Origin of the sequence: Janthinobacterium sp. 344 (genome assembly GCF_900112025.1) — a bacterium.
Taxonomy (GTDB): domain Bacteria; phylum Pseudomonadota; class Gammaproteobacteria; order Burkholderiales; family Burkholderiaceae_D; genus Janthinobacterium.
Genome location: NZ_FOKL01000021.1, coordinates 1 through 21,340 on the forward strand (window position 1 = coordinate 1; position 21,340 = coordinate 21,340).

The window sequence follows — 21,340 nt, forward strand, 5'->3', positions numbered from 1 at the left end:
GGCGGATCGACGGCCCAGGCGGACTGGATGGCGACCAACAGGGTCAGGGGAAGTAGTTTGGCGTTCAAGGTCATCCTTTCTGCGGTGCATTTGCGACCGGCACGCGCGCTGTCCGCTGTGCTGGCGAGAAATGTGAAAGCTGACAGAAATAACATTTTGATATGAATGTTAAATTCGATAACGCCAAAAAAATTAGGTTCCCATCAGCAACATTGCAATATTTTAGCGCGCCGGCAGCACAAGAAATGGGCATCTGAGGCTACTTCGCACTGTATTGAAGCAAGCGCGCACAACACCTCTTCAAAATGGGGAAATGGCGCTGAAAGCATGCATTTATGGCACATTTTTCGTTGTAGCGATGCAACGACGGTGCAATAAAAACACTATCGAGATGCTATTCCCAGAACGGGAATCGAGGGGGAACAAGCGCAGATATTGATATTAATATAATGCAAAACAATGTTATTTTTTATGTATGTAGAATCATTTTCCGTGGCATATATTTATCAGCTGAATACGCATGTCACACTCTTGCCAAAAATAATTTCAAGAAAAATAAAGCGTGCGCCAGCCCTGACATGTACAAGTCAGGGCAGCAAGCCGGCAGGACGTGTGGCACGCCCTGCCGTTCACGGCCAGGCTATTTGGCCAGGTCGGCGTTGCCCCCCAACTCAGGTGGCAGCAAGACGCCCTGGTTGATGACACTCAGGCGCAGGCCAGGCAGCACGTTCGTCACCGTGTTGCCGTTCAGGGGCACCGCCACAGGTGCAAGCACCGTAGCGCCGCCCTTCTCCCCCACCGGCGTGGCAAGCGCAACGGTTTCACCCGTGCTGACCTGGTCGGCCTGCACCATGTTGCCTTGCGATGGCGCCACCACCACGGATGCCACGGCGGCCGCCACAGCGCTTTGCAGGGCTTCCGTCGGATTCACCTTCAGCACGCCATCGACATAGTCCAGCGCGTAATTGACCGAAGTCTGACCGGAAGCCGTGATCAGGTAATTACCCGACGACGAACCCGTTGTTGCCGACGTGCTCAACAACAAGTTGCCGGTCAGTTCAGAGGCCACCGTATCACTGCCCAGCAAACCCGTGTAACTGGCGCTGAACAGGGGATTCGGCTGTCCCTGGCTCTTTTCGGCATTGTCAGCCTTCACCGTCAGTTGCGCCTGCGCAATGTTAGCGGTCGTCACGGCCGTGCCATTGACCACATAATTGCCCGCATCGGCGCCGGCCAGACGGATGCCGCCGACGGTCACCGTCTTGCCCTGGCCTGCATTCTTGTCGGCAAAGGTGGCGCCATTCGTGGCAATGCTCAGCTGATCGCCGGCGATGCGGTCATCGCGCAGATTGACTGTGGCGCCCGTGGTGGCGTCATACACCTTGTTCGCGGCTGTCGCGCCCACCGTCAGGGCTTTCGGCGTGATGCTGGCCGTCAATCCCGTCGGGTTGCTGACCGTGTAGTTGCCCGCCAGGCCAGTCGCCGTATCGAGCAGAGTCGTGCCCGTCACCGTGACCGTTTTCGCATTGCCCGCATTCTTGTCGCTGAAGGCCGCCGTCTGGCCGCCGATGGTGAGCGTTTCGCCACCCACCAGGCCGACCAGGCTGCCGCCCGTCAGCTGGGCCAGCGCGTTGCCATCATAGACCTTGTTGCCCGCCACCTGGCCCGCCACCGTCAGCGCTTTCGGCGTGATGCTGGCCGTCAAGCCCGTCGGATTGCTGACCGTGTAGTTACCCGCCAGGCCAGTCGCCGTATCGAGCAGGGTCGTGCCCGTCACCGTGACCGTTTTCGCATTGCCCGCGTTCTTGTCGCTGAAGGCCGCCGTCTGGCCGCCGATGGTGAGCGTTTCGCCGCCCACCAGGCCGACCAGGCTGCCACCGTTCAATTGCGCCACCACATTGCCGTCATAGACCTTGTTGCCCGCCACTTGCCCCGCCACCGTCAGCGCTTTCGGCGTGATGCTGGCCGTCAGGCCCGTCGGATCGCTGACCGTGTAATTGCTGGCCGAACCCGAGCCGTCAAGCAAGGTGGTGCCGCTGACGGTGACGGTTTTCGCATTGCCCGCGTTCTTGTCGCTGAAGGCCGCCGTCTGGCCGCCGATGGTGAGCGTTTCGCCACCCACCAGGCCGACCAGGCTGCCGCCCGTCAGCTGTGCCACGGCATTGCCGTCGTAGACCTTGTTGCCCGCCACTTGCCCCGCCACCGTCAGGGCCTTCGGCGTGATGCTGGCCGTCAGACCGGTCGGATCGCTGACCGTGTAGTTGCTGGCCGAACCCGAGCCGTCAAGCAAGGTCGTGCCGCTGACCGTGACGGTTTTCGCATTGCCCGCGTTCTTGTCGCTGAAAGTGGCTGTCTGGCCGCCGATGGTGAGCGTTTCGCCGCCCACCAGGCCGACCAGGCTGCCGCCCGTCAGCTGTGCCACGGCATTGCCGTCGTAGACCTTGTTGCCTGCCACCTGGCCCGCCACCGTCAGCGCCTTCGGCGTGATGCTCGCCGTCAAGCCCGTCGGATCGCTGACCGTGTAGTTGCTGGCCGAACCCGAACCGTCGAGCAAGGTGGTGCCGCTGACCGTGACCGCCTTCGCATTGCCCGCGTTCTTGTCGCTGAAGGCCGCCGTCTGGCCGCCAATGGTGAGCGTTTCGCCGCCCACCAGTCCGATCAGGCTGCCACCGTTCAATTGCGCCACCACATTGCCGTCGTAGACCTTGTTGCCGGCCACTTGCCCCGCCACCGTCAGCGCCTTCGGCGTGATGCTGGCCGTCAGACCGGTCGGATTGCTGACCGTGTAGTTGCTGGCCGAACCCGAACCGTCAAGCAAGGTGGTGCCGCTGATGGTAACGGCTTTGCCGTTGCCCGCATTCTTGTCGCTGAAGGCGGCCGTCTGGCCGCCGATGGTGAGCGTTTCGCCACCCACCAGGCCGACCAGGCTGCCGCCGATCAGCTGCGCCAGCGCGTTGCCATCGTAGACCTTGTTGCCCGCCACCTGGCCCGCCACCGTCAGCGCCTTCGGGGTGATGCTGGCCGTCAGGCCCGTCGGATCGCTGACCGTGTAGTTGCTGGCCGAACCCGAACCGTCAAGCAAGATCGTGCCGCTGACGGTGACGGTTTTCGCATTGCCCGCATTCTTGTCGCTGAAGGCCGCCGTCTGGCCGCCGATGGTGAGCGTCTCGCCGCCCACCAGGCCGACCAGGCTGCCGCCGGTCAACTGCGCCACGGCATTGCCGTCATAGACCTTGTTGCCCGCCACCTGGCCTGTGAGCGTCAGGGCTTTTGCCGTGATATCGGCCGTGCCGCTGGAAATATTGCTGACCAGATTGTAGTTGCCCGCATCCGTGCCGCCCAGAGTAATACCGCTGACCGTCACGTTCTTGCCGGCGGCGGCATTCTTGTCGCTGAATACACCCGTTCCCGCAACACTCAAACTGTCGCCGCCGATGATGCCATTGAAGGTTGCCGTACCCGTCAGGCTAGCGTCGCTCAGGCCATCATAGACCTTGTTATTCACGCCCACGTTCGACACGCTGCCGAGGTTCGCCTTGGCAATATTGGCTGTGCCGCTGGAGATATCGCTGCCCAAAATGTAGTTACCGGCATCCGCGCCGCCCAGGGTGATGCCGCTCACAGTGACGGTCTTGCCATTACCGGCATTCTTGTCGCTGAACTCGCCACTTCCCGCCACGCTCAGGCTATCGGCGCCGAAGATGCCGTTGAAGGTCGCCGTGCCGTTCAAGACGGCCGTTTTCGAGCCATCGTAGGTTTTGTTGCTGATACCCACGTTCGACACGCTGCTGATGCTTGCCTTGGCGATATTGGCCGTGCCGCTGGAGACATCGCTGGCCAGGTTGTAATTGCCCGCATCCGCGCCACCCAGGGTGATGCCGCTCACGCTGACCGCCTTGCCGGTGCCGGCATTCTTGTCGCCGAAGGCGCCAGTGCCCGCTACCGTCAAGCTGTCGCTGCCGATGATGCCATCGAAGGTGGCCGTGCCCGTCAAGGTGGCGTCGGTCAGGCTATCGTAGACCTTGTTATTCACGCCCACGTTCGACACGCCGCTGATGGTTGCCTTGCTGATATTGGCGTTCACATTGCCCGGGCTGGTGAACGTGTAATTGCTGGCCGAGCCGATGCCATCCTGCAAGACGATGCCGCTGATCGTGACGACCTTGTTCGTCCCGGCGTTCTTGTCGCTGAAGGTGCCGATACCGCCGCTGAAATTCAGGGTTTCCCCGCTGACCACGCCGTTCAGGCTGCCACCGGACAGCACCGCCGCCATCGTGCCATCATAGATTTTATTGCTGGCTGTCACACCACTCAAGGTGACGGCCTTCGGCGTGATGCTGGCCGTGGCTGTCGCTGTATTATTGACGAAGTTATAGTTACCCACGTCGCTGCCGGACAGGGTGATATCGGTGATATTGACGGCCTTGTTGGCGCCCACATTTTTATCCGTGAACGCGCCGCTGGCACTGAATAATTGCACGTTATCACCGGCAATCTTGCCATTGATCACAGCCAAAGCGGGACTGAGGCTGACGTTCAAGTTGCCGTTATAGATCTTGTCCAGGGCGCTCAAGCCGGTGATGCCGCTAATCGTCGCTTTTGCAATATCGCCCGTCAAGTCCGCAGGCGCAGCGAGCGTATAGTTGCTGGCCAGCCCAGTCCCGTCGCTCAAGGTCACGCCATTCACCGTGATGGCCTTGCCGGTACCCGCGTCCTTGTTGTTATAGCTACCCTGGGCGGTAAAGGCCAAGGTTTCCGAATTGACCAGGCCATTCAATGTGCCGCCCGACAGCGTGGCATCGGCCGTGCCGTCGTAGACTTTATTGCCATTCAAGCCGCTCAAGGTCAAGGTCTTGGCGCTGATGTTACCAAGGCTGCTGGCCGTGTCGAGGGTCAGGCTGTAGTTGCCGGCGTCCGTACCGCCCAGCACGATGCCCGTGACATTGACGGTCTTGCCATTGCTCACGTTCTTGTCGCTGAAAGCGCCGACCGCGTTGGACACTGTCAAATTGTCGCCAGCGAACTTGCCGTCGAAAGTCACGCCCACTGTGTTCAGGCTGGCGGCAGTGGTGCCGTCATACACCTTGTTGCCAGCCACAATGCCGTTCACGCTGGCGATGGTCGCCTTGCTGATATCGGCGGTGGCGCTGGCCGAGGTGTTCGTCAGGTTATAGTTGCCGGCGTCCGCCCCGCCGAGCGTGATGCCGCTGATGGTGACGGTCTTGCCGTTGCCCGCGTTCTTGTTGTCAAAGATGCCGCTGGCACCCGCCACCGTCAGGCTGTCGCCATTGATCATATCGGTAATCGACGCCCCTGCCGTATTCAGGCTGGCATCGCGGGTGCTGTCATACACCTTGTTGCCAGCCACGATACCGGTCACGCCGCTGATGGTCGCCTTGCTGATATTGGCGGTGGCGCTGGCAGCGGTGTCACTCAGGTTATAGTTGCCGGCGTCCACGCCGCCGAGCGTGATGCCGCTGATGGTGACAGTCTTGCCGTTGCCCGCGTTCTTGTTGTCAAAGATGCCGCTGGCACCCGCCACCGTCAGGTTGTCGCCGTTGACCATATTGGTAAACGACGCCCCTGTCGTATTCAGGCTGACATCGCGGGTGCTGTCATACACCTTGTTGCCAGCCACGATACCGGTCACGCCGCTGATGGTCGCCTTGCTGATATTGGCGGTAGTGCTGGCCGTGCTGCTGGCCAGGGTGTAATTCCCGGCGTCCACGCCGCCGAGCGTGAGGCCGTTGATGGTGACGGTCTTGCTATTGCCCGCGTTCTTGTTATCAAAGTTGCCGCTGGCACCGGACACCGTCAGGTTGTCGCCGCCGACCATGCCGCCAAACGATGCGCCCGCCGTGTTCAGGCTGGCAGCAGTGGTGCCGTCATAGGTCTTGTTGCCGGCCACGATGCCAGTCACGCCGCTGATGGTCGCCTGGCTGATGTTGCCCTTCAGCCCAGCTACCGGCACCAGCGCATAATTGCCGCCGGCGCTGCCACCCAGGCTGGCATTGGTCGTCACGGTGATATTGCTTCCGGCATTCTTGCTGGCGTACGTGCCGCCCACTGTGCTGCTGACATTGGCCAGGTCGCCAGCCAGCACGCCGTTCAGCGTGCCGGTGATGGTTGCCGTGGTCGTGCCGTCATATACCTTGCCGGCCACCGCGGCGCCGCTCAAGGTCACGGACTTGGGCGTGATCACCAGGCCGCCATCGACATACGTGACCGCATAGCCGGACTGTCCGTTCGTGGAATACAGGCCGCTGGCCGAGACCGCATACGTGCCGGCATTGACGGCGCCGGCGGCGCTGCCCGTATACACGGGAGTGCCCAGCAGGATCGTGTTGTCGTAGACTCTCGAATAGCTGACGCTGTTGGCGCCGCCCGCATAGGCCACGCCGTCATACACCTTGGTATTGGTGGAAACGCTGACGACGATCTCTTTCATGAAGGAACGCAGGAAAGGCGCGCTCTGGCCGTCGTAGGCGACCCACATCTGGCCCAGGTCCCAGCCGGCGCCCGAGTAATTGGCAAGCGTCTTGAGCTGGGCCGTGCTCAAGCCCGTGCCGCCGGCACTGTTGATTTTTCCGCTGACGGTGCTATCCCAGAAACTGCCCGTGACGCTGCCCGCGCCGGTGCCGACCAGGCCGCCGCCTGCGCCGCTCACGCTGCCGTTCGCATAGCTGGTCGCCACGCTGCCGCTGTTGCTGCCCGCCAGGCCGCCGGCGCCGCTGCTGCCGGTCACGGCACCGCTGGCATAGCTATCGTTGACCGAGCCCGTATTGGTGCCCACCAGGCCGCCCACATTGTTGGCGCCCGTGACGGCGCTGGTGGCAAAGCTGCCGCTGATGCTGCCGCCATTCGTGCCCACCAGGGCGCCCGTGCCGTCGCCGCCGGCGACCGAGCCGCCCGACAAGCCCACGTTAGTGATCACGCCGCCGCCGCCGACCACGCCAAACAGGCCCACGCCTGCCACGCCCGACTTGTAGATATTCAGATTGGAAATAATATGCCCGGTGCCATCAAGACGCCCCGTAAAGGCCGAAGCACTGCTTCCAACAGGAATGAAGCCCGTGCTGCCCCACACATCGCTGGCCGTGCTGGCCGTGCCCGCCGCAGCGATATCGTTGGCCAGCACATATTGGGCGGTCAAGCTCAGGCCCATCAACTGCAACTGATGCGCCGATGTAATCGTATTCGACCATTCCGAGGCCAGCATCGGCAAGGTCGCACCGCTTCCTGTGTCGCTGTTGAAGCTGCCATCGGTATTGACCATCACCCAATTGTTGCCAAGCGCGCCGCCGGTGGTGCTGAAATTAAAACCGGTGAAATTCGACGTGCTTTTCATCTGCGTGCTGGTCAGGCCGGTGATGGTGGCAGTGCCGGAGTTGAGGCCGACCCCAGGCCCCGCATTGAGCGTCGTATTGTAGATGCCATTGACGATACCGTTTGGAGCACCATTCTGGCCTGCCACACCGCCCACATTCGTGACGCCAGTGACTTTACCGCTGGAATACACATTGGTCAGCGTGCTGCGTACCCCGCCGCTACCGGAAGTATTATTATTCCAGCCGACCACGCCACCCACGTTGGCGGAGCCGCTGACATTGCCGGTGGCGTAACTATTGACGATGGTGCCACCGGTCTGGTTGAAGCCGACCAGTCCACCGACGATGTCGCCTGCAGCGCCGTTACCCGGCGTTCCGGTGACGGTCGATGTCGAATAACTGTTGCTAATCTTGGCATTGTCATTTTCACCAACCAAGCCGCCGACATTGGTGTGCCCCGTCACCGTGCCAGTGGCATAGCTGTATTCGACCCCCTGGCTGGGGCCTGTGCCCTGGTAGCGGTTGTACGCGGTCAGGCCGCCGGCGCGCTGGCCGCCACTGACGATGGTGCTGGCGAAGCTTTTGGAGATGAGTCCGTAATTAAAACCAACCAGGCCGCCAACGCTGCCGGCGTCAGCGCTGCTCACCGTACCGAATGCGGAACTGTTCGTCACCACAGCGCCCGCGGCGTTGTTGCCGACCAGGCCGCCTCCGCCATAATACCCGGCAATTACCACCGCACCGCCGGCCCGGCTATTGCTGATGGTGCCATTATTCCTCCCCACCAACCCGCCAATATAGCTATAGCCGCTGCCATTGACCGCACCCGTGCTGTATACATTATTGACCAGACCACGGTTCATGCCAGCCAACATGCCCGCGCTGGCGAAATCGCCGAGGTAATTCGGTGAGGAGCCGCTTACGCTACCGCCCTCCAACCCCATATTGCTGACCGAGGCGCCGCTGCCTATCACGCCGAACAGCCCGACGGCGGCATTCGCGCGGCTGATGGTCAGTCCGGTGATCACGTGACCCAGACCATCGAAGTTGCCCGTAAACGGCGTGGCGTTGCCGGCGCCAAGCGGCGCATCGCCACGACCGATAGGCGAAAAGCCGCCCCCTACCCATCCGCTCGTGCTGCTCGCATCGATATTGCTACCCAAGACATAATTGCCGCTCAGCGCACCATTAATGCCTTGCAAGTCATTACCCGTCACGCTGTTGGCCGCACCCAGGCTATTGATGACCTTGTACGTTGTCACTATGCCGTTGCTTCCCAGCTTGGTGCTGAAATTATTTCCCGTTGGTAAATCTACGGTCGCCGATGAGGCGATATTGTAGCGACTGCTATTTCCGCTGGCGCCAGCCTGCTGGCCGTATTCGAGCGCCAGGCTGGCCGTGCCCGAGCCGCGCATGGATTTGTTGATGTTGATATTGTTTTGCGCCGTCAGGGTCAGCTTGTTGGCCGACCAGCTGATGGTGTCGTTGACGTTGATGTTGCCTTGCGTGCCGCTGCCGCCCGACACACTCTGGATCTGCACATTGCCGCTTTTCAAGCTGTTCGACAGGAACGCGCCCGTCATGTCGCCGCCGCGCGCCGCAATATTGAAATCGGTCGGATCGATCAGCCAGGTGCCCGCCAGGCCCTGCTTCGACGCCGTCGTCACCTTCAGCGCATCGTCGATGTTCACGTGCGCGGCCGAGGTGTCGATGAAGCCGCCATTGCCGCCCGCGGGCGCGCTGGCGTCCAGGGTGCCCGCCGCGTTCACCGTGCCCGACTGCATGTCGCCCAACAACTTGATCGTGCCGCCGCGCGTGTCGATGCTGTGCGCCTCGATCACCCCCGTGTTATTCACCACGGTTTTCAGCAAGTCGCCCGCCGCCTGCGCGCTCAGCAGCACGCTGCCGCCGTCAGCCTGGATCAGGCCGCCGTTGTTGACCAGCGCGCCGACGGCGCCCGCGTTGATCGCCACGTTCAGCAAGCCGTCGCCCGCCACGTCCAGCGTGATGGCGCGGCCCGCCGCCAGCGCCACCGCCCCCAGGCGCGCCTGGATCGTGCCCTCGTTCGACACGTTCGCCCCCAGCAAGGCCACATAGCCGCCCGGCGCGCTGATGCTGCCCTGGTTCAAGACTTTGCCCGTGCCATTGCCGCTGAACTGGTACTTGCCGGCCATGAAGTCGCTCGTCGAAATATCCAGCGTGGAGGCCACCAGGCCCGCCGTGTTCACGGACGCGCCCTGGCCGAACAGCACGCCGTTCGGATTGACGATGAACACCTTGCCGTTGGCCGACAAGTTGCCCAGGATCGTCGTGCCGTCATTGCCCAGCACGCGGTTCAGGGCCACCGCGTTGCTGTTGGGCTGGTTGAACCGCACCGACTCGCCCTGGCCGATATTAAAATTGGCCCAGTTGATCACCGCGTTCTGGCTGCCCTGCTGGATCACCGTATTGCCCGGCGCGCCATTGATGCTCGCCTGCCCCGCCACCACCGTGCCGCCCGTCGGCCCCGCCAAGGCCAGCGATCCATAGCCGAGCATCAGCGCCGCCGCCATGCTGGTCAGGGCGAAGTGCGCGCCGCCACCAGTGCTGCCCGGCAGGGAGCGCTTGCCGGCGGAGCGGACGTTTTCGGAGACGGCGGCGTAGGCGCCCGTGGCCTGGTTCCAGATGGAGCGGTAGATGCGGTTCATGACGGTGTCCTGATAGGTGTTAACTTATTTTTTAGAAATATTTGACGGCCTGCAGCCAGAAGCGCCCGGCCTTGTCCGGTTCCGACGTCGCCTTGGCATTGCCCAGCTTGTGCGCGTAATACGCCTTGAGCACCAGCGCATTGGCGCCCGTCCACGTCACGCCCACGCCGGCGCCGCTCAGGGTGCGGCGGTTCTCGCCCGCGCTCCAGGCGTCGCGGTTCAGCTTGACCGAACCCGTGTCGGCAAACGCCAGCACCTGCAGCTGGCCCGGGAAGGCCGTGAAGGCCGTCACGTTCTGGCGCACCTCCAGGTTCAGCACGTAGCCCTGGTCGCCATACGCCTCGCCGCCCGGATAGGCACGCACGCCGCCGACGCCGCCGATGCCCATCTTTTCCGACACGTCGAGGTTTTTCGACGCCACCTGGCCGCTGACGATGCCGAACAGGCTCGTCTCGCCGCCCAGGCTTTGCACGCGCGCCGCGTTGAAGCTGACTTTATTGAAGTGGCCGTTGCTCTTTACCGTCAGCTGGTCGATCAGCAGGGCCAGCGGCGTCTGGATGTCGATCTTGCCGGTGGTGTACGTCAGCGAATACGTGCTCACGCCACCGCCACCCCAGCCGTCCTTGCTGTCGCCATTGAGGTTCAGCAGCCACACCCTGGCCTTCTTGTCGTTGACGCTGCCCGTCGATTCCGTCTTGTCCTGGAAGGTCTTGTCGTCGTAATTGATCTGCGCATACAGGTTGTTGCTGCGCGAGCGGATCAGCGGATAGCTGGCGTACACGCTGGCGATCTTCGCCGTGCCCTTGGCGTCGAGCACGGCAAATTCCTTGCCCAGCTTGTAGTCCATATACGTGTAGGCGCCGCCCAGGCGCAGCAGGCCCGCCTGGCCCTGGTAAGCCAGGCGGCCATAGTTCAGGCCGTCGGCCGAGGTGAACGCGCGCACGGTGGCGACGTCGCCGATGCCGGCCAGTTCATTGATGTTCAGGGTGGCGCCGAGGCGGTTGCGGCCCGTGTAGCGGTTGCCCTGGTTGTCCACGTCGATGCTGCCGTTGAAGCGCGCGCCGGGCTGCACGTCGACGATCAGGTCCGAGGCGCCCAGCGAGGCGCCCGGCGCCAGGGTCGAGCTGACCTGCACGCCCGGCAAGTCCGACAGCAGCAGCAGGCGCCGCTCCAGCGGCGCCGTGGCGATCACCTGCCCGTCGAGGCCGGCCAGCAAGGTGCCGGCCAGGCCATCGGACAACGGGCTCTGGTTGCGCAGCTGCACTTGGCCATACTGGCCCGGCAGCACGTTGATGGCGACGACGCCATCCTGGATATCCTGCGCCGGCAGGTAGGCCTGCGCCAGGAAATAACCGTGGTTCTGGTAATGGCTGGCGATCCGCGCCGCCATGGCGCGCAGCTCGCCCAGGGTCAGTTCGCTGCCGGGCACGAAGCCCGTGGCGGCGATCAATTCGCTTTCAGGAAACACCGGCGGCGCGCTGATCTGCAGGCGCCGCACCGTGATGCGCGTCGTATCGGCCACGGCCGTGGCGGGCACATTGCCCTGTTGCACGCGGATGGCCGGCGCCGCCTTGGGCAGCTGCGGCGCGGCGGGAATCTGTTGCAGCTGGCTGCCGGCGCTTGGCGGATCGACGGCCCAGGCGGACTGGATGGCGACCAGCAGGGTCAGGGGAATGAGTGTGATGCGCAAAATAATCCTCTCGGCAGCCGTCGACGGCCAGGCAAAGCGTTGTCAAAAATATATAAAATAGTTTCTAAATTTCAATATTGTCACTTGGAATTAATATTTTGTCTAATTGATGTTGATTTTTTTTCAACGCATTATCAATGTTGGCAAAAGATACATCAAATTAATCATTCAGGATACCGCATTTCCTGCCGGAATTATTCTCAAATAGTCACACTTTAATCATTCGCAAAATTTTTCGCATAGGCAAGAGTCAAGGCAGATGCGAAAAAAACGACGAGCGCAAGAAAACCATTGCATCAATTGAAATAGTATTCATTGGAATGATTTTTAAATTAAAAACAGGGTTTTTTATTACTTGATAGTTATGCGGATATTTATTCATTAATGAATAAAATCAGCGATAACAGGAGACAAGCCATGTCGAATGGCATGGAGAGGGCGGCACTCGCAGGCACCGGCCTGGTGACAGGCGCCTGGAGTGCTTCGGTGAATGGCCGCCGCGCGGGCGTTGGTTTAACGGGAGAGGACGTATTTCGCCAGCGTGGCCGCATCGGCATCGCTGAGCTGGCTGAACGGCGGCATGGGCACGGGCCCCCATTTGCCGCTACCGCCCTGGCGGATATGCGCGGCCACGGCGGAGACATTGTCCTTGCCCTTGTAGCGGGCCGCCACCTCGGCAAAACCGGGGCCGACCACCTTCTGGTCGATGGCATGGCACGCCATGCAGCCATTCGCCGCCAGCAAGGTTTTCGCATCCTTGCCGGCCGCGGCCGGCACAGCGGCAGCGGCCGTCTTGCGCAGCGCCGGCGCCGCGACGGCCGCCGCACTGCGCTCCGCGCCATAGGTTTTCACCAGGTAATCGACCATGGCGGGCACGTCTTCGTCAGCGAACTGCGCGCCGAACGGCTTCTTCATTTTCTTGACGGTCGCCTCCCAGTACGCACGCGCCGAGGCCGGCGGCTGGCTCGATGCATACTGTGCCGCGTGACACGTCATGCAGTTGCGCTGCACCAGCTGGTAGCCGGGCAATTCACTGGGTGTATACGTCGCTGTTTCCGGCGGCAAATGGATTTCCAGCGCGCACGCGCCGCCCGCAGCTGACAGGGCCAGCGCGGCAAACAACATCTTTATTCGCATGTATATCTCCTCAGACTGCCTGGATGCGCGTGGTTTCCACCACATTGCGCATATAACCCATGGGATTCCACAGGGCTTTCATGGGCTGGCTCTGACCGATACGGTTGACGGCCCGCACCATCAGCACGTGCCTGCCCTTGCGCGGCGCCTTCATCACCATCGTCCACTCGCGGAACGAGAAGCGCCCCAGGTCCTTGCCCAGCGTGGCTTCCTGCCACGTCTGGCCACCGTCCAGCGACACCGTCACCTCACTGATGCCGTGCCCGCTGTCGAAGGCGATGCCGCGCAAGGCCAGGTCGCGCCCCGCTTTCACCTGCGCGCCATCCTGCACGCTGGTGATGAAAGAGCGCACGTTGAGGCGGCTGATCGGCGTCGTCTTGCCCACGGGCGCACCGGGCTCGACGAAGCCGGAGCCGTTGTCGGGAATGCGGTAGCCCGTGCTCATCCAGAAGCCGTCGAACGGTTTGTCCAGCACGGTGATGTCGCTCAGGTGCTTGACCCAGTAGGTGCCATAGAACCCTGGCACGATCAGGCGTAGCGGATAGCCGTTGAGGAAGGGAATGTCCTCGCCATTCATGGCCCAGGCCAGCATGACGTCGCCCGCCATGATGTGCTCGACGGACAGCGCCTTTTGAAAGTCCGGGCCGTCGCCCACGGGCGGCGTTTCCAGGCCGTTGAAGGCCACTTGCACGGCAGCGGCCGCGATGCCGGCCTTTTCCAGCACGGTTTTCAGGGGGATGCCCGTCCAGCGGGCATTGCCCATGGCGCCGTTGCCCAGCTGCCCGCCATTCGCGCGCGGGGCAAAAAAGCCGCGGCTATTGCCCGAGCATTGCGTGACGGCCACCACATCGACGGGCTCGGCCAGCTGTTTCAGTTCCGCCAGCGACAGTTCCAGTGGCGTTTTCACCAGGCCCGCAATGCGCAGACGGTAGCTGCCGCCATCGATGCTGGTGGGCAAGCCGCTCCAATGGTAGCGCACGAAAAACGCGTCATTGGGCGTGATCGCGCCTTCGCCGAACACGCTGAACGGCGTTTCCAGCTGGGGCGGACGGCTGGTCAGCAGGATCAGCGGACGCTTTTGCGGGAAGGCCACCAGGTCGCGCTCGCCATTTTCAAATGGCAAAGTCACGGACGCGGCGGAGGCGGCAAGCGTGGGGCCCGCCACGGCGGCGGCGCCCAGGGCGGCCGTCGTGCGCAGGAAGCGGCGCCGGCTTGCGGGCAGTAAATTCAGATCAGACATGTTTGAGCTCCACCTTGGCTTCGTTGCCGCCGTTGCGGTCGTCGTTGACCAGTTTCTTGATGTAGTACATGACGCTCATGATGACCACGCTCAACAGGCCGAACCAGAACGACACGCGCTGTTCCGTATCGGACGACACGCTCATGGCGCCCAGGATCACCAGCATGGCGAAGATGGTGAAGTAAGTCAGGTAGGGGAACAGCCACATGCGCACCTTGATGCGTTCCGGGCATTCGCGTTCCAGGCGGCGGCGCAGGCGCAGCTGCGAAATCGCGATCAGCAGGTAGACGAACAGGATCAGGATGCCGTAGGAGTTCACGATGAAGGGGAACACCAGGTCGGCCGACACATACGACACGGCAATGGCGAAGTAGGCGAACAAGGTGCTGAACAGGATGGCGCGGATGGGTACGCCATTCTTGCTCAGCTTGACCAGGCCCGTCGGCGCATCGCCGCGGCGCGTCAGCGCAAAGATCATGCGCGAGGAGGCATACAGGCTGGAGTTCAGCGCCGACAGCACGGCCGTCAGGATGATGGCATTCATGATGTGCGCCGCGTACGGGATGTTCATGACTTTCAGGGCGCTGACGAAGGGCGTGGCGATGGCCGGCGAATCCCAGGGCACGATGCAGACGACGACAAACATGGAGCCGACATAGAACATCAGCACGCGCGTGATGACGGAGTTGGTGGCGCGGGCGATGGCCTTGGCCGGGTCCGACGTTTCGGCGGCGGCGATGGTGACGATCTCGGCGCCCGAATAAAAGGCTGTGGCGGCGACGGCGCCGCTGAGCACAGGTCCCCAGCCGTGCGGCATGAAACCGCCGTTACTGGTCAGGAATCCCAACGTCGGGATGCTGTTGGGCAAGCTGCCCGTGATGAACAGGGCGCCGACGAACAGGAAGACGACGATGGCGACCACCTTGATCGAGGCGAACCAGAATTCGAATTCGCCGAAGGCTTTCACCGAAAACAGGTTGAGGATGGTCATCGACACCAGCAGCACCAGGCTGATCGACCATGACGGCACGTCGGGCAGCCAGAAGTTGACCAGTTTCGCGCCGGCAATGGCTTCCAGCGCCACGACGACGACCCAGAAATACCAGTACATCCAGCCGCTCATGAAGCCGAGGAATTTCGACACCTTCGGCTTGTCGTCGAAGGCCAGGCGCGCATATTCGTAAAAGGAGCCGACCACGGGCAGGGACGAGGCCAGCTCGCCCAGCATGCGCATGATCAGGACGACGAGGCCGCCCGTGAGCAGGAAGGAAAGGATGGCGGCCGGGCCTGCGGCCTTGGCAATGACGCCGCTGCCGACAAAGAGGCCGGCGCCGATCACGCCGCCGATGGCGATCATGCTCATGTGGCGCTGCTTGAGCGAGTGCTGCAAGCCGGTACTGTTATGCGATTCGCTAATCATGGTTTGTCTCCTGAAAATCTCTGAAGCCCGGTGCGCCCTCGCCTGCTGCGGCTTGCTGCTGCCGCGCGGCTGTACTTTTATATTGGCAACATCGTCAAGCAGCATCGATACATCGTGTGAATCAGTCTGGTTGGCCGCATTCCATAAGTCAATCTGGAAATGCAGCGGCCCGGCGCGGCGCCCAAGGGGCAGGCGCGCTGGAGGGTAAGTACGGCTTATTGCGGATTAAAAAAAGGGAGCGGCGGCAACACTTGTGGCGTGCGCACCACTCCCGGGAACGTCTTACACCTTGCCCTTCCATGGCACGAGGGTACGTTCGAGGTAACGCATCATCAAATCAAACAGGAAAGCGAAGAAGCCGATCACGATGATGCCCATGATCACCACATCGCTGGCCAGGAACTCGGACGCGCTGAGCACCATGTAGCCGAGGCCGCGCGTGGCCGCCACCATCTCGCCCGCCACCAGGGTGGTCCAGCCCACGCCGATGCCGATGCGCATGCCGGTGAGGATTTCCGGGATGGCCGCGCGCAAAATCACGTGCACGATCACCTGGAAGCGCGTGGCGCCCATCGAATAGGCCGCGTGGATTTGCTCCAGCGATACGGAGCTGACGCCGGCGCGGGCGGCGATCGCCATCGGCGCGAAAATGGCCAGGAAGATCAGGTAGACCTTGGAAAACTCGCCGATGCCGAACCAGATGATAACCAGTGGCAAGTAAGCGAGGGGCGGCAGCGGACGGTAGAACTCGATCAAGGGATCGAAGATGCCGCGCGCCACGCGGTTGACGCCCATCATCACGCCGACGGGAATGGCGAACAGGCAAGCCAGGCCAAAGGCGCCGAACACGCGCACCAGGCTGGCCACCGTGTGTTCCCACAGGGTGGCGCCGCCGAAACCGGTGGTGGCCGCCATGATGAATTTTTCATAGACAGCTTGCGGCGACGGCAGGAACAGCGGTTTGACCATGCCGCTGGCCGTCACGCCAAACCACAGCAAGAGCACGGCGATGACGGTGACGGTGGCGATGCGGCTGGAATTGCCCTGCCCCGGCGCGCCGAACGCTTCGCCGGGCATGGCGCAGCGGGGGGCGAACAGGCGGGCGAAGAAGCCGGCGCGCTTGGCGCTGGCGGGAGGAAATCCCACGACGGATGGGCTATGCATGGGACACCTCCAGCTCTTTGTTGACTGCGCGCTCGTCGCCATAAATGATGTTGAGCACCGTTTCACGCATCTTGATGAAGTCCGGGCTCGATTTCACGGCGCGCGCATCGCGGCATTCGAGGAAACGCTTGTTGAAATCGAGTTCATAGGTGTGCGTGATGCGGCCCGGACGGGGCGACATGACGATCAGCCGGTTCGCCAGGAACAGCGCCTCGTCGACGCTGTGGGTAATGAAGAAGAACATGGTGCTGGACTTGGCCCAGATATCGAGCAGCAATTCCTGGATGGTTTCGCGCGTCAGCGCATCGAGTGCCGCCATCGGTTCATCCATCAGCAGCATGGCGGGATTGCACGTCAGCGCGCGGGCGATGCCCACCCGCTGCTGCATGCCGCCCGACAATTGATAAATCATATTGTCGTGAAAGTCCTTCAAGCCCACGAGCGCCAGGTTTTTCGCCGCCTGTTCGCGCCGCACGGCTTTCGGCACGCCTTGCAGCTTCAGGCCGAATTCCACGTTTTCCATCACGTTCAGCCACGGCAGCAAGGCGTGTTTCTGGAACACCACGCCACGGTCGGCGCCCGGCCCTTCCACCTTGGTGTCGCCCAACATGATCTCGCCCTTGGACGGGGCGATGAAGCCCGCCATCAGGCTCAGCAAGGTTGTCTTGCCGCAACCGGAGGCGCCCAGCGCGACGACGAAGTCGCCGCTATTAATAGTCAGATTGATATTATTTAAGGCATGTACGCGTTCACCGGCCGTCTTGCCCGGATAAATCACGCTGACATCCTTGACGTAGAGATTTTCCATCATGTGCCCCGCATAGGTGTAGTCACTTCAGTTCAACGCATTCTGTTCAGTCAGCGCGCCCGCAGGCGCGCCATTGCACAACGTTTACTTCAGCAGGCCGGCGGCCTGTGCATACCTGGGTGTCACATACTTGGCGTAATCCGTTGCCAGGGTGTCGATCTTGCCTTCGCCCTTCAAAAATTGCGCCGTGGCCAGCAAGGCTTGCGCCACGCCGCCCTTCGCGCCACCGCCCAGCCAGGCAGGCGAGGCCTGCTCCTGCAGCGATGGGTAGGCGTACAGGGCCACGGAGGCGGCCACGTCCTTGGCAGCCGCGCCCGAATGCTTGACGTTGGCTTTCACTTGCGGCGAATCGATGGTCCAGGCCTTCGGATTGGCGCGGTAGTCGGCGTCGGCAGCGGCCATCACCTTGACGAACTTGGCCATGAAGTCGGCATTTGCCTCGCCCCAGGCGCGCTCGACGGCCATGCCGTCGAACGTGGCCTTGCCCTTCTTGCTCAGTTCGCCGGAAGTGACGAGCACCTTGCCGTTTTGCTTGAGTTTGCTCAAGGCCGGGTCCCACACGAAGGCCGCGTCGATGTCGCCCCGCTCCCAGGCGGCGGCGATCTGGTTCGGCTGCATGTTGAGCAGTTTCACCTCGGCGGGTTTGATGCCCCACGTTTCCAGCGCGAACATGGTGTGGAAGTGCGTGGTGGAAACGAACGGCACGGCGATCTTCTTGCCGCGCAAGTCGGTGGGCTTGCTGATGCCGGCGCCATTGCGCGCCACCATCGCTTCGGCTTCGTTGATGTCGTCGATGATCCAGAACAGCTGCAGGTCGACGCCACGGCTGACGGCCGCCGTCAATGGGCTGGAACCGATGACGCCGATCTGCACGTCGCCGGACGCCATGCCGGTGGCCACCTTGGCACCCGAATCGAACTTGCGCCAGTTGATTTTATAGCCCGTGGTTTTCTCCACTTCGCCGCTGGCGATGGCCACCAGGAAGGGACCGTTGATTTCCTGGTAGGCAATCGTCACTTCCTTGCCCTGCGCGAAGGCCGTGCCACCGGAGGCCAGGGCAGCGCCCAGCACCAGGGTGCCGAGGACGGCGCGGCGCAGCGTTGAAAATACCGTTTTGCTCGCGTTTTTGCTCGTGTATGTGTTCATGTCTCACTCCAAGTTATTGTTATGTGTGAACGTTCGGGCAATCTCATCCTTGCGGATGGCGCCGCTGGTTGCTCTTTGTCAACCATACGGCGGCTTAGTACGGCTACTGCTATTTAAAACACTTCATCCTTCAAGTGATACCAGCGGTACAGGAAGCGCTGGCCCAGGCGGCGGAACGGGGCGAAGGCTTGCGACTCGACCATGTCCATCATGTTCGGGTACGGCAATTTGGAGTTGAAGATCGGCAAGCCCGTGTCGCTGGCCTTGCCCGCGATGCGCTCGGCCATGCGCCGCCCCGCCTGGGCCGAATACATGACGCCGTTGCCGCCATAGCCCAGCGAATAGAAGATCGATTGCTTCGGGTCCGGTTGCACGATGCGCGGCATCATGTCGTGGCTGACGTCGACCCAGCCCCACCACGAATAATCGATGCCTATGCCCGTCAGCGCGGGGAACTTGCGGTGCAGATCGTTGATCAAACCCTGTTCATACTTGCCCTCGGGCGCATCGGCCCCCGTGATGGCGCTGCGGCTGCCGATCTGCACGCGGTTGTCCGGCATCAAGCGGTAGTAATGGCGCAGAATCCGCGTATCCGTAATCACCTGATGGGTGCGGAAGTTGCACGCCTCGATTTCCGCCGGGGTCAGCGGGCGCGTGACGAGCGAGTTCGACAAAATCGGCAGCAAGCGGTTTTTCACTTGCGGATGCAAATGGGGCGAGGTATAGCCGCCCGTGGCCACGGCCACGGCACGGGCACGCACCACGCCGCCCGGTGTTTGCAGGTAGTGCACGCCGTTGCGCGTTTCCCAGCCCATCACGGGGCTGGACGGATGCACCTTGGCGCCCAGCGCGCGCGCCTTGCGCAGGTAGCCGAAGGCCAGCTTGCCCGCGTGGATGCCGATGCCTTCCGGTTCGTGCAGCGCGCCGGCCGCTTCCTTGTCATCCACATACTCGCGCTTGACGGTGTCGGCGTCGAGGATGCGGGCGTCGTAATTGAAGATCTCCCGCATCACCTTGGCTTCTTTTTCAAGCGCGGGCATGGCTTTCGCTTTGTGGGCGATATACAGGTGGCCGCCCGGCTGCGGGTCGCAGTCGATATCGGCCGTGATCTTCTTGAACGTTTGCATCGCATCGCACACTTCCGCGTGCAATTTGAGGGCCGTTTCCAGGCCGTAGCGGTCGATCCACTGCGAGCGCTTCAGGCGGCCCGTCGTGCATTGCGCCTGGCCGCCGTTGCGCGTGCTGCAGCCCCAGCTGACCCGGTTCGCTTCCAGCACGGTAGCCTTGATGCCGTGTTCCTGGGCCAGGAAGATGGCGCAGGACAGGCCGGTAAAACCGGAACCGATGATGGCCACGTCGACGTCGATGTCATGCATGATGGGACCGTCGTCGGCCGGCGGCTCGCCCGCCGTGCCGATCCAGTAGGTGGGCGCGTAGGCATTGCCGTGGCCGGGACGCTGCGCCACCAGCGGATCGTAGGCGGGATCGTAAGGCGTGCGGGCCGCGGTGCTGCTACCCAGTACGCCAGGTGGAGTATCGACAGGTTTGTTCATGGTCATTCCTGGTGAACTTGCTGGCTCAGGCTTGGGTGGTGGCGCTGACGACCGGTGGGCGGTCCTTGCGGAAAGCATTCTTCACGGCGATCTTGCCATCGCGGAAGGTGAAGATGTCGACCATGCGCGCCTCGATGCGCGTGCCGTCCGCCTTGGTGCCGGAAAACGTGCATTCCGTCACGCCGCGATCGCCGCTGACGAAGTGCACGGGATGGAGCCAGGCCGCATCGGGGAAGGTTTGCCAGGCCAGTTCGAAGCCGGCGCGCACGGCGTCGCGGCCAATGAAGCTCTTGCCCAGCAAGTCGGGTCCGGCCACGGCGTGGAATTCGCAGTCGTCGGCCATGGCGGCCATCAGGGCCTCGATATCGTGGCGGTTCCAGGCATCGCCGAACGCTTGCAGGAAGTCCGTGGTGACGGCATCGGTAGTTACGCGTGTGTTCATTTTTGTCTCCGTTGGTCGAATTTGGTACTTTTCGTTCCGTTTTTTAGTATTTCTATTGAATTTAAGCCTTAAGCATGGGCTTGTCAAATCAAATAATCCAAATACCGGGACGCTTTGCATTCTTTATTGAAATTACGATGCCGAAGTGACAATGTGTGAGAATTTCGTCACATGCCATCCAAACCCGCATGCAAGGACCGGGGTCGGACCTTACGGGGGAATGCGTCCCGGTGGGACGCATTCCGATCGCGAAGCGACCGACCCCGGCATTTGCGACTCCGGGCTACTTAAACGTAATCCTTGTATTTATCCAGATGACGCACCGGCTTGCTCAGCGCATCGCGGCGGAACGGGTCGCCCAGTTCGCGCGTGCACATGATTTCGATGATGGTGGTCTTGCCTTCATTCATCTGCATGTCGATCGCCTTTTTCAAGGCCGGCCCCACGTCTTCCAGTTTGTCGACCGTGATGCCTTCGGCGCCCATGGCCCGCGCGATCTCGGCGAAGCTCTGGTTGTCGAGCTCGCCGGCCACGAAGCGGCGGTTGTAGAAATCCACCTGGTTTTTCTTTTCCGCGCCCCACTGGCGGTTGTGGAACACCACGGCCGTCACGGGAATGTTGTGGCGCACGCAGGTCATCGTTTCCATCAAACTCATGCCCCAGGCGCCGTCGCCCGCATACGACACGGCCGGACGGTGCGGCGCCGCCACTTTCGCGCCGATGAT

The 21,340-nt window shown here is 62.1% G+C and carries 11 protein-coding genes; all 11 read right to left on the reverse strand.

Annotated elements, in window-relative coordinates; translation table 11 throughout:
- Positions 1-640: 640 nt before the first annotated feature.
- Positions 641-10,015, reverse strand: a complete 9,375-nt coding sequence (locus BM193_RS27885) for a YDG domain-containing protein (RefSeq protein ID WP_092832596.1) — start codon at positions 10,013-10,015, stop codon at positions 641-643.
- Between the two features lie 31 nt (positions 10,016-10,046).
- On the reverse strand, positions 10,047-11,705 hold the full coding sequence (locus BM193_RS27890) for a ShlB/FhaC/HecB family hemolysin secretion/activation protein (RefSeq protein ID WP_092832598.1): 1,659 nt from the start codon (positions 11,703-11,705) through the stop codon (positions 10,047-10,049).
- A 513-nt stretch (positions 11,706-12,218) separates the two neighbouring features.
- Positions 12,219-12,842, reverse strand: coding sequence for a SorB family sulfite dehydrogenase c-type cytochrome subunit (locus BM193_RS27895; protein WP_092804637.1), 624 nt, complete (start codon positions 12,840-12,842; stop codon positions 12,219-12,221).
- Between the two features lie 10 nt (positions 12,843-12,852).
- Positions 12,853-14,082: a SorA family sulfite dehydrogenase catalytic subunit gene (locus BM193_RS27900; protein WP_092804634.1), complete on the reverse strand. Its 1,230-nt coding sequence runs from the start codon at positions 14,080-14,082 to the stop codon at positions 12,853-12,855.
- Positions 14,075-15,502 carry an amino acid permease gene (locus tag BM193_RS27905; protein WP_092804631.1) on the reverse strand — a complete coding sequence of 476 codons (1,428 nt, stop codon included), beginning with the start codon at positions 15,500-15,502 and terminating at the stop codon, positions 14,075-14,077. The genes BM193_RS27900 and BM193_RS27905 overlap by 8 nt, the downstream gene beginning before the upstream one ends.
- A gap of 282 nt (positions 15,503-15,784) precedes the next feature.
- Complete coding sequence (locus tag BM193_RS27910; protein ID WP_058049276.1) at positions 15,785-16,579, reverse strand: ABC transporter permease subunit; 795 nt, start codon at positions 16,577-16,579, stop codon at positions 15,785-15,787.
- Between the two features lie 79 nt (positions 16,580-16,658).
- On the reverse strand, positions 16,659-17,474 hold the full coding sequence (locus tag BM193_RS27915) for a taurine ABC transporter ATP-binding protein (protein ID WP_092804646.1): 816 nt from the start codon (positions 17,472-17,474) through the stop codon (positions 16,659-16,661).
- 84 nt (positions 17,475-17,558) lie between these two features.
- Positions 17,559-18,620: a taurine ABC transporter substrate-binding protein gene (tauA, locus tag BM193_RS27920; RefSeq protein WP_092804625.1), complete on the reverse strand. Its 1,062-nt coding sequence runs from the start codon at positions 18,618-18,620 to the stop codon at positions 17,559-17,561.
- 113 nt (positions 18,621-18,733) lie between these two features.
- On the reverse strand, positions 18,734-20,173 hold the full coding sequence (locus BM193_RS27925; protein WP_092804622.1) for an NAD(P)/FAD-dependent oxidoreductase: 1,440 nt from the start codon (positions 20,171-20,173) through the stop codon (positions 18,734-18,736).
- A 25-nt stretch (positions 20,174-20,198) separates the two neighbouring features.
- Positions 20,199-20,615, reverse strand: a complete 417-nt coding sequence (locus tag BM193_RS27930; RefSeq protein WP_092804619.1) for a nuclear transport factor 2 family protein — start codon at positions 20,613-20,615, stop codon at positions 20,199-20,201.
- Positions 20,616-20,902: 287 nt separating this feature from the next.
- Positions 20,903-21,340, reverse strand: a 438-nt coding sequence (locus BM193_RS27935) for a thiamine pyrophosphate-dependent enzyme (protein ID WP_254786462.1), incomplete at its 5' end; no start/stop codon positions are given.

Coding starts and splice junctions, on each gene's coding strand:
- BM193_RS27885 (WP_092832596.1), bottom strand. CDS start 10,015: ATGAACCGCATCTACCGCTCCATCTGGAACCAGGCCACGGGCGCCTAC.
- BM193_RS27895 (WP_092804637.1), bottom strand. CDS start 12,842: ATGCGAATAAAGATGTTGTTTGCCGCGCTGGCCCTGTCAGCTGCGGGC.
- BM193_RS27900 (WP_092804634.1), bottom strand. CDS start 14,082: ATGTCTGATCTGAATTTACTGCCCGCAAGCCGGCGCCGCTTCCTGCGC.
- BM193_RS27905 (WP_092804631.1), bottom strand. CDS start 15,502: ATGATTAGCGAATCGCATAACAGTACCGGCTTGCAGCACTCGCTCAAG.
- BM193_RS27910 (WP_058049276.1), bottom strand. CDS start 16,579: ATGCCCGGCGAAGCGTTCGGCGCGCCGGGGCAGGGCAATTCCAGCCGC.
- BM193_RS27915 (WP_092804646.1), bottom strand. CDS start 17,474: ATGGAAAATCTCTACGTCAAGGATGTCAGCGTGATTTATCCGGGCAAG.
- tauA (WP_092804625.1), bottom strand. CDS start 18,620: ATGAACACATACACGAGCAAAAACGCGAGCAAAACGGTATTTTCAACG.
- BM193_RS27925 (WP_092804622.1), bottom strand. CDS start 20,173: ATGAACAAACCTGTCGATACTCCACCTGGCGTACTGGGTAGCAGCACC.
- BM193_RS27930 (WP_092804619.1), bottom strand. CDS start 20,615: ATGAACACACGCGTAACTACCGATGCCGTCACCACGGACTTCCTGCAA.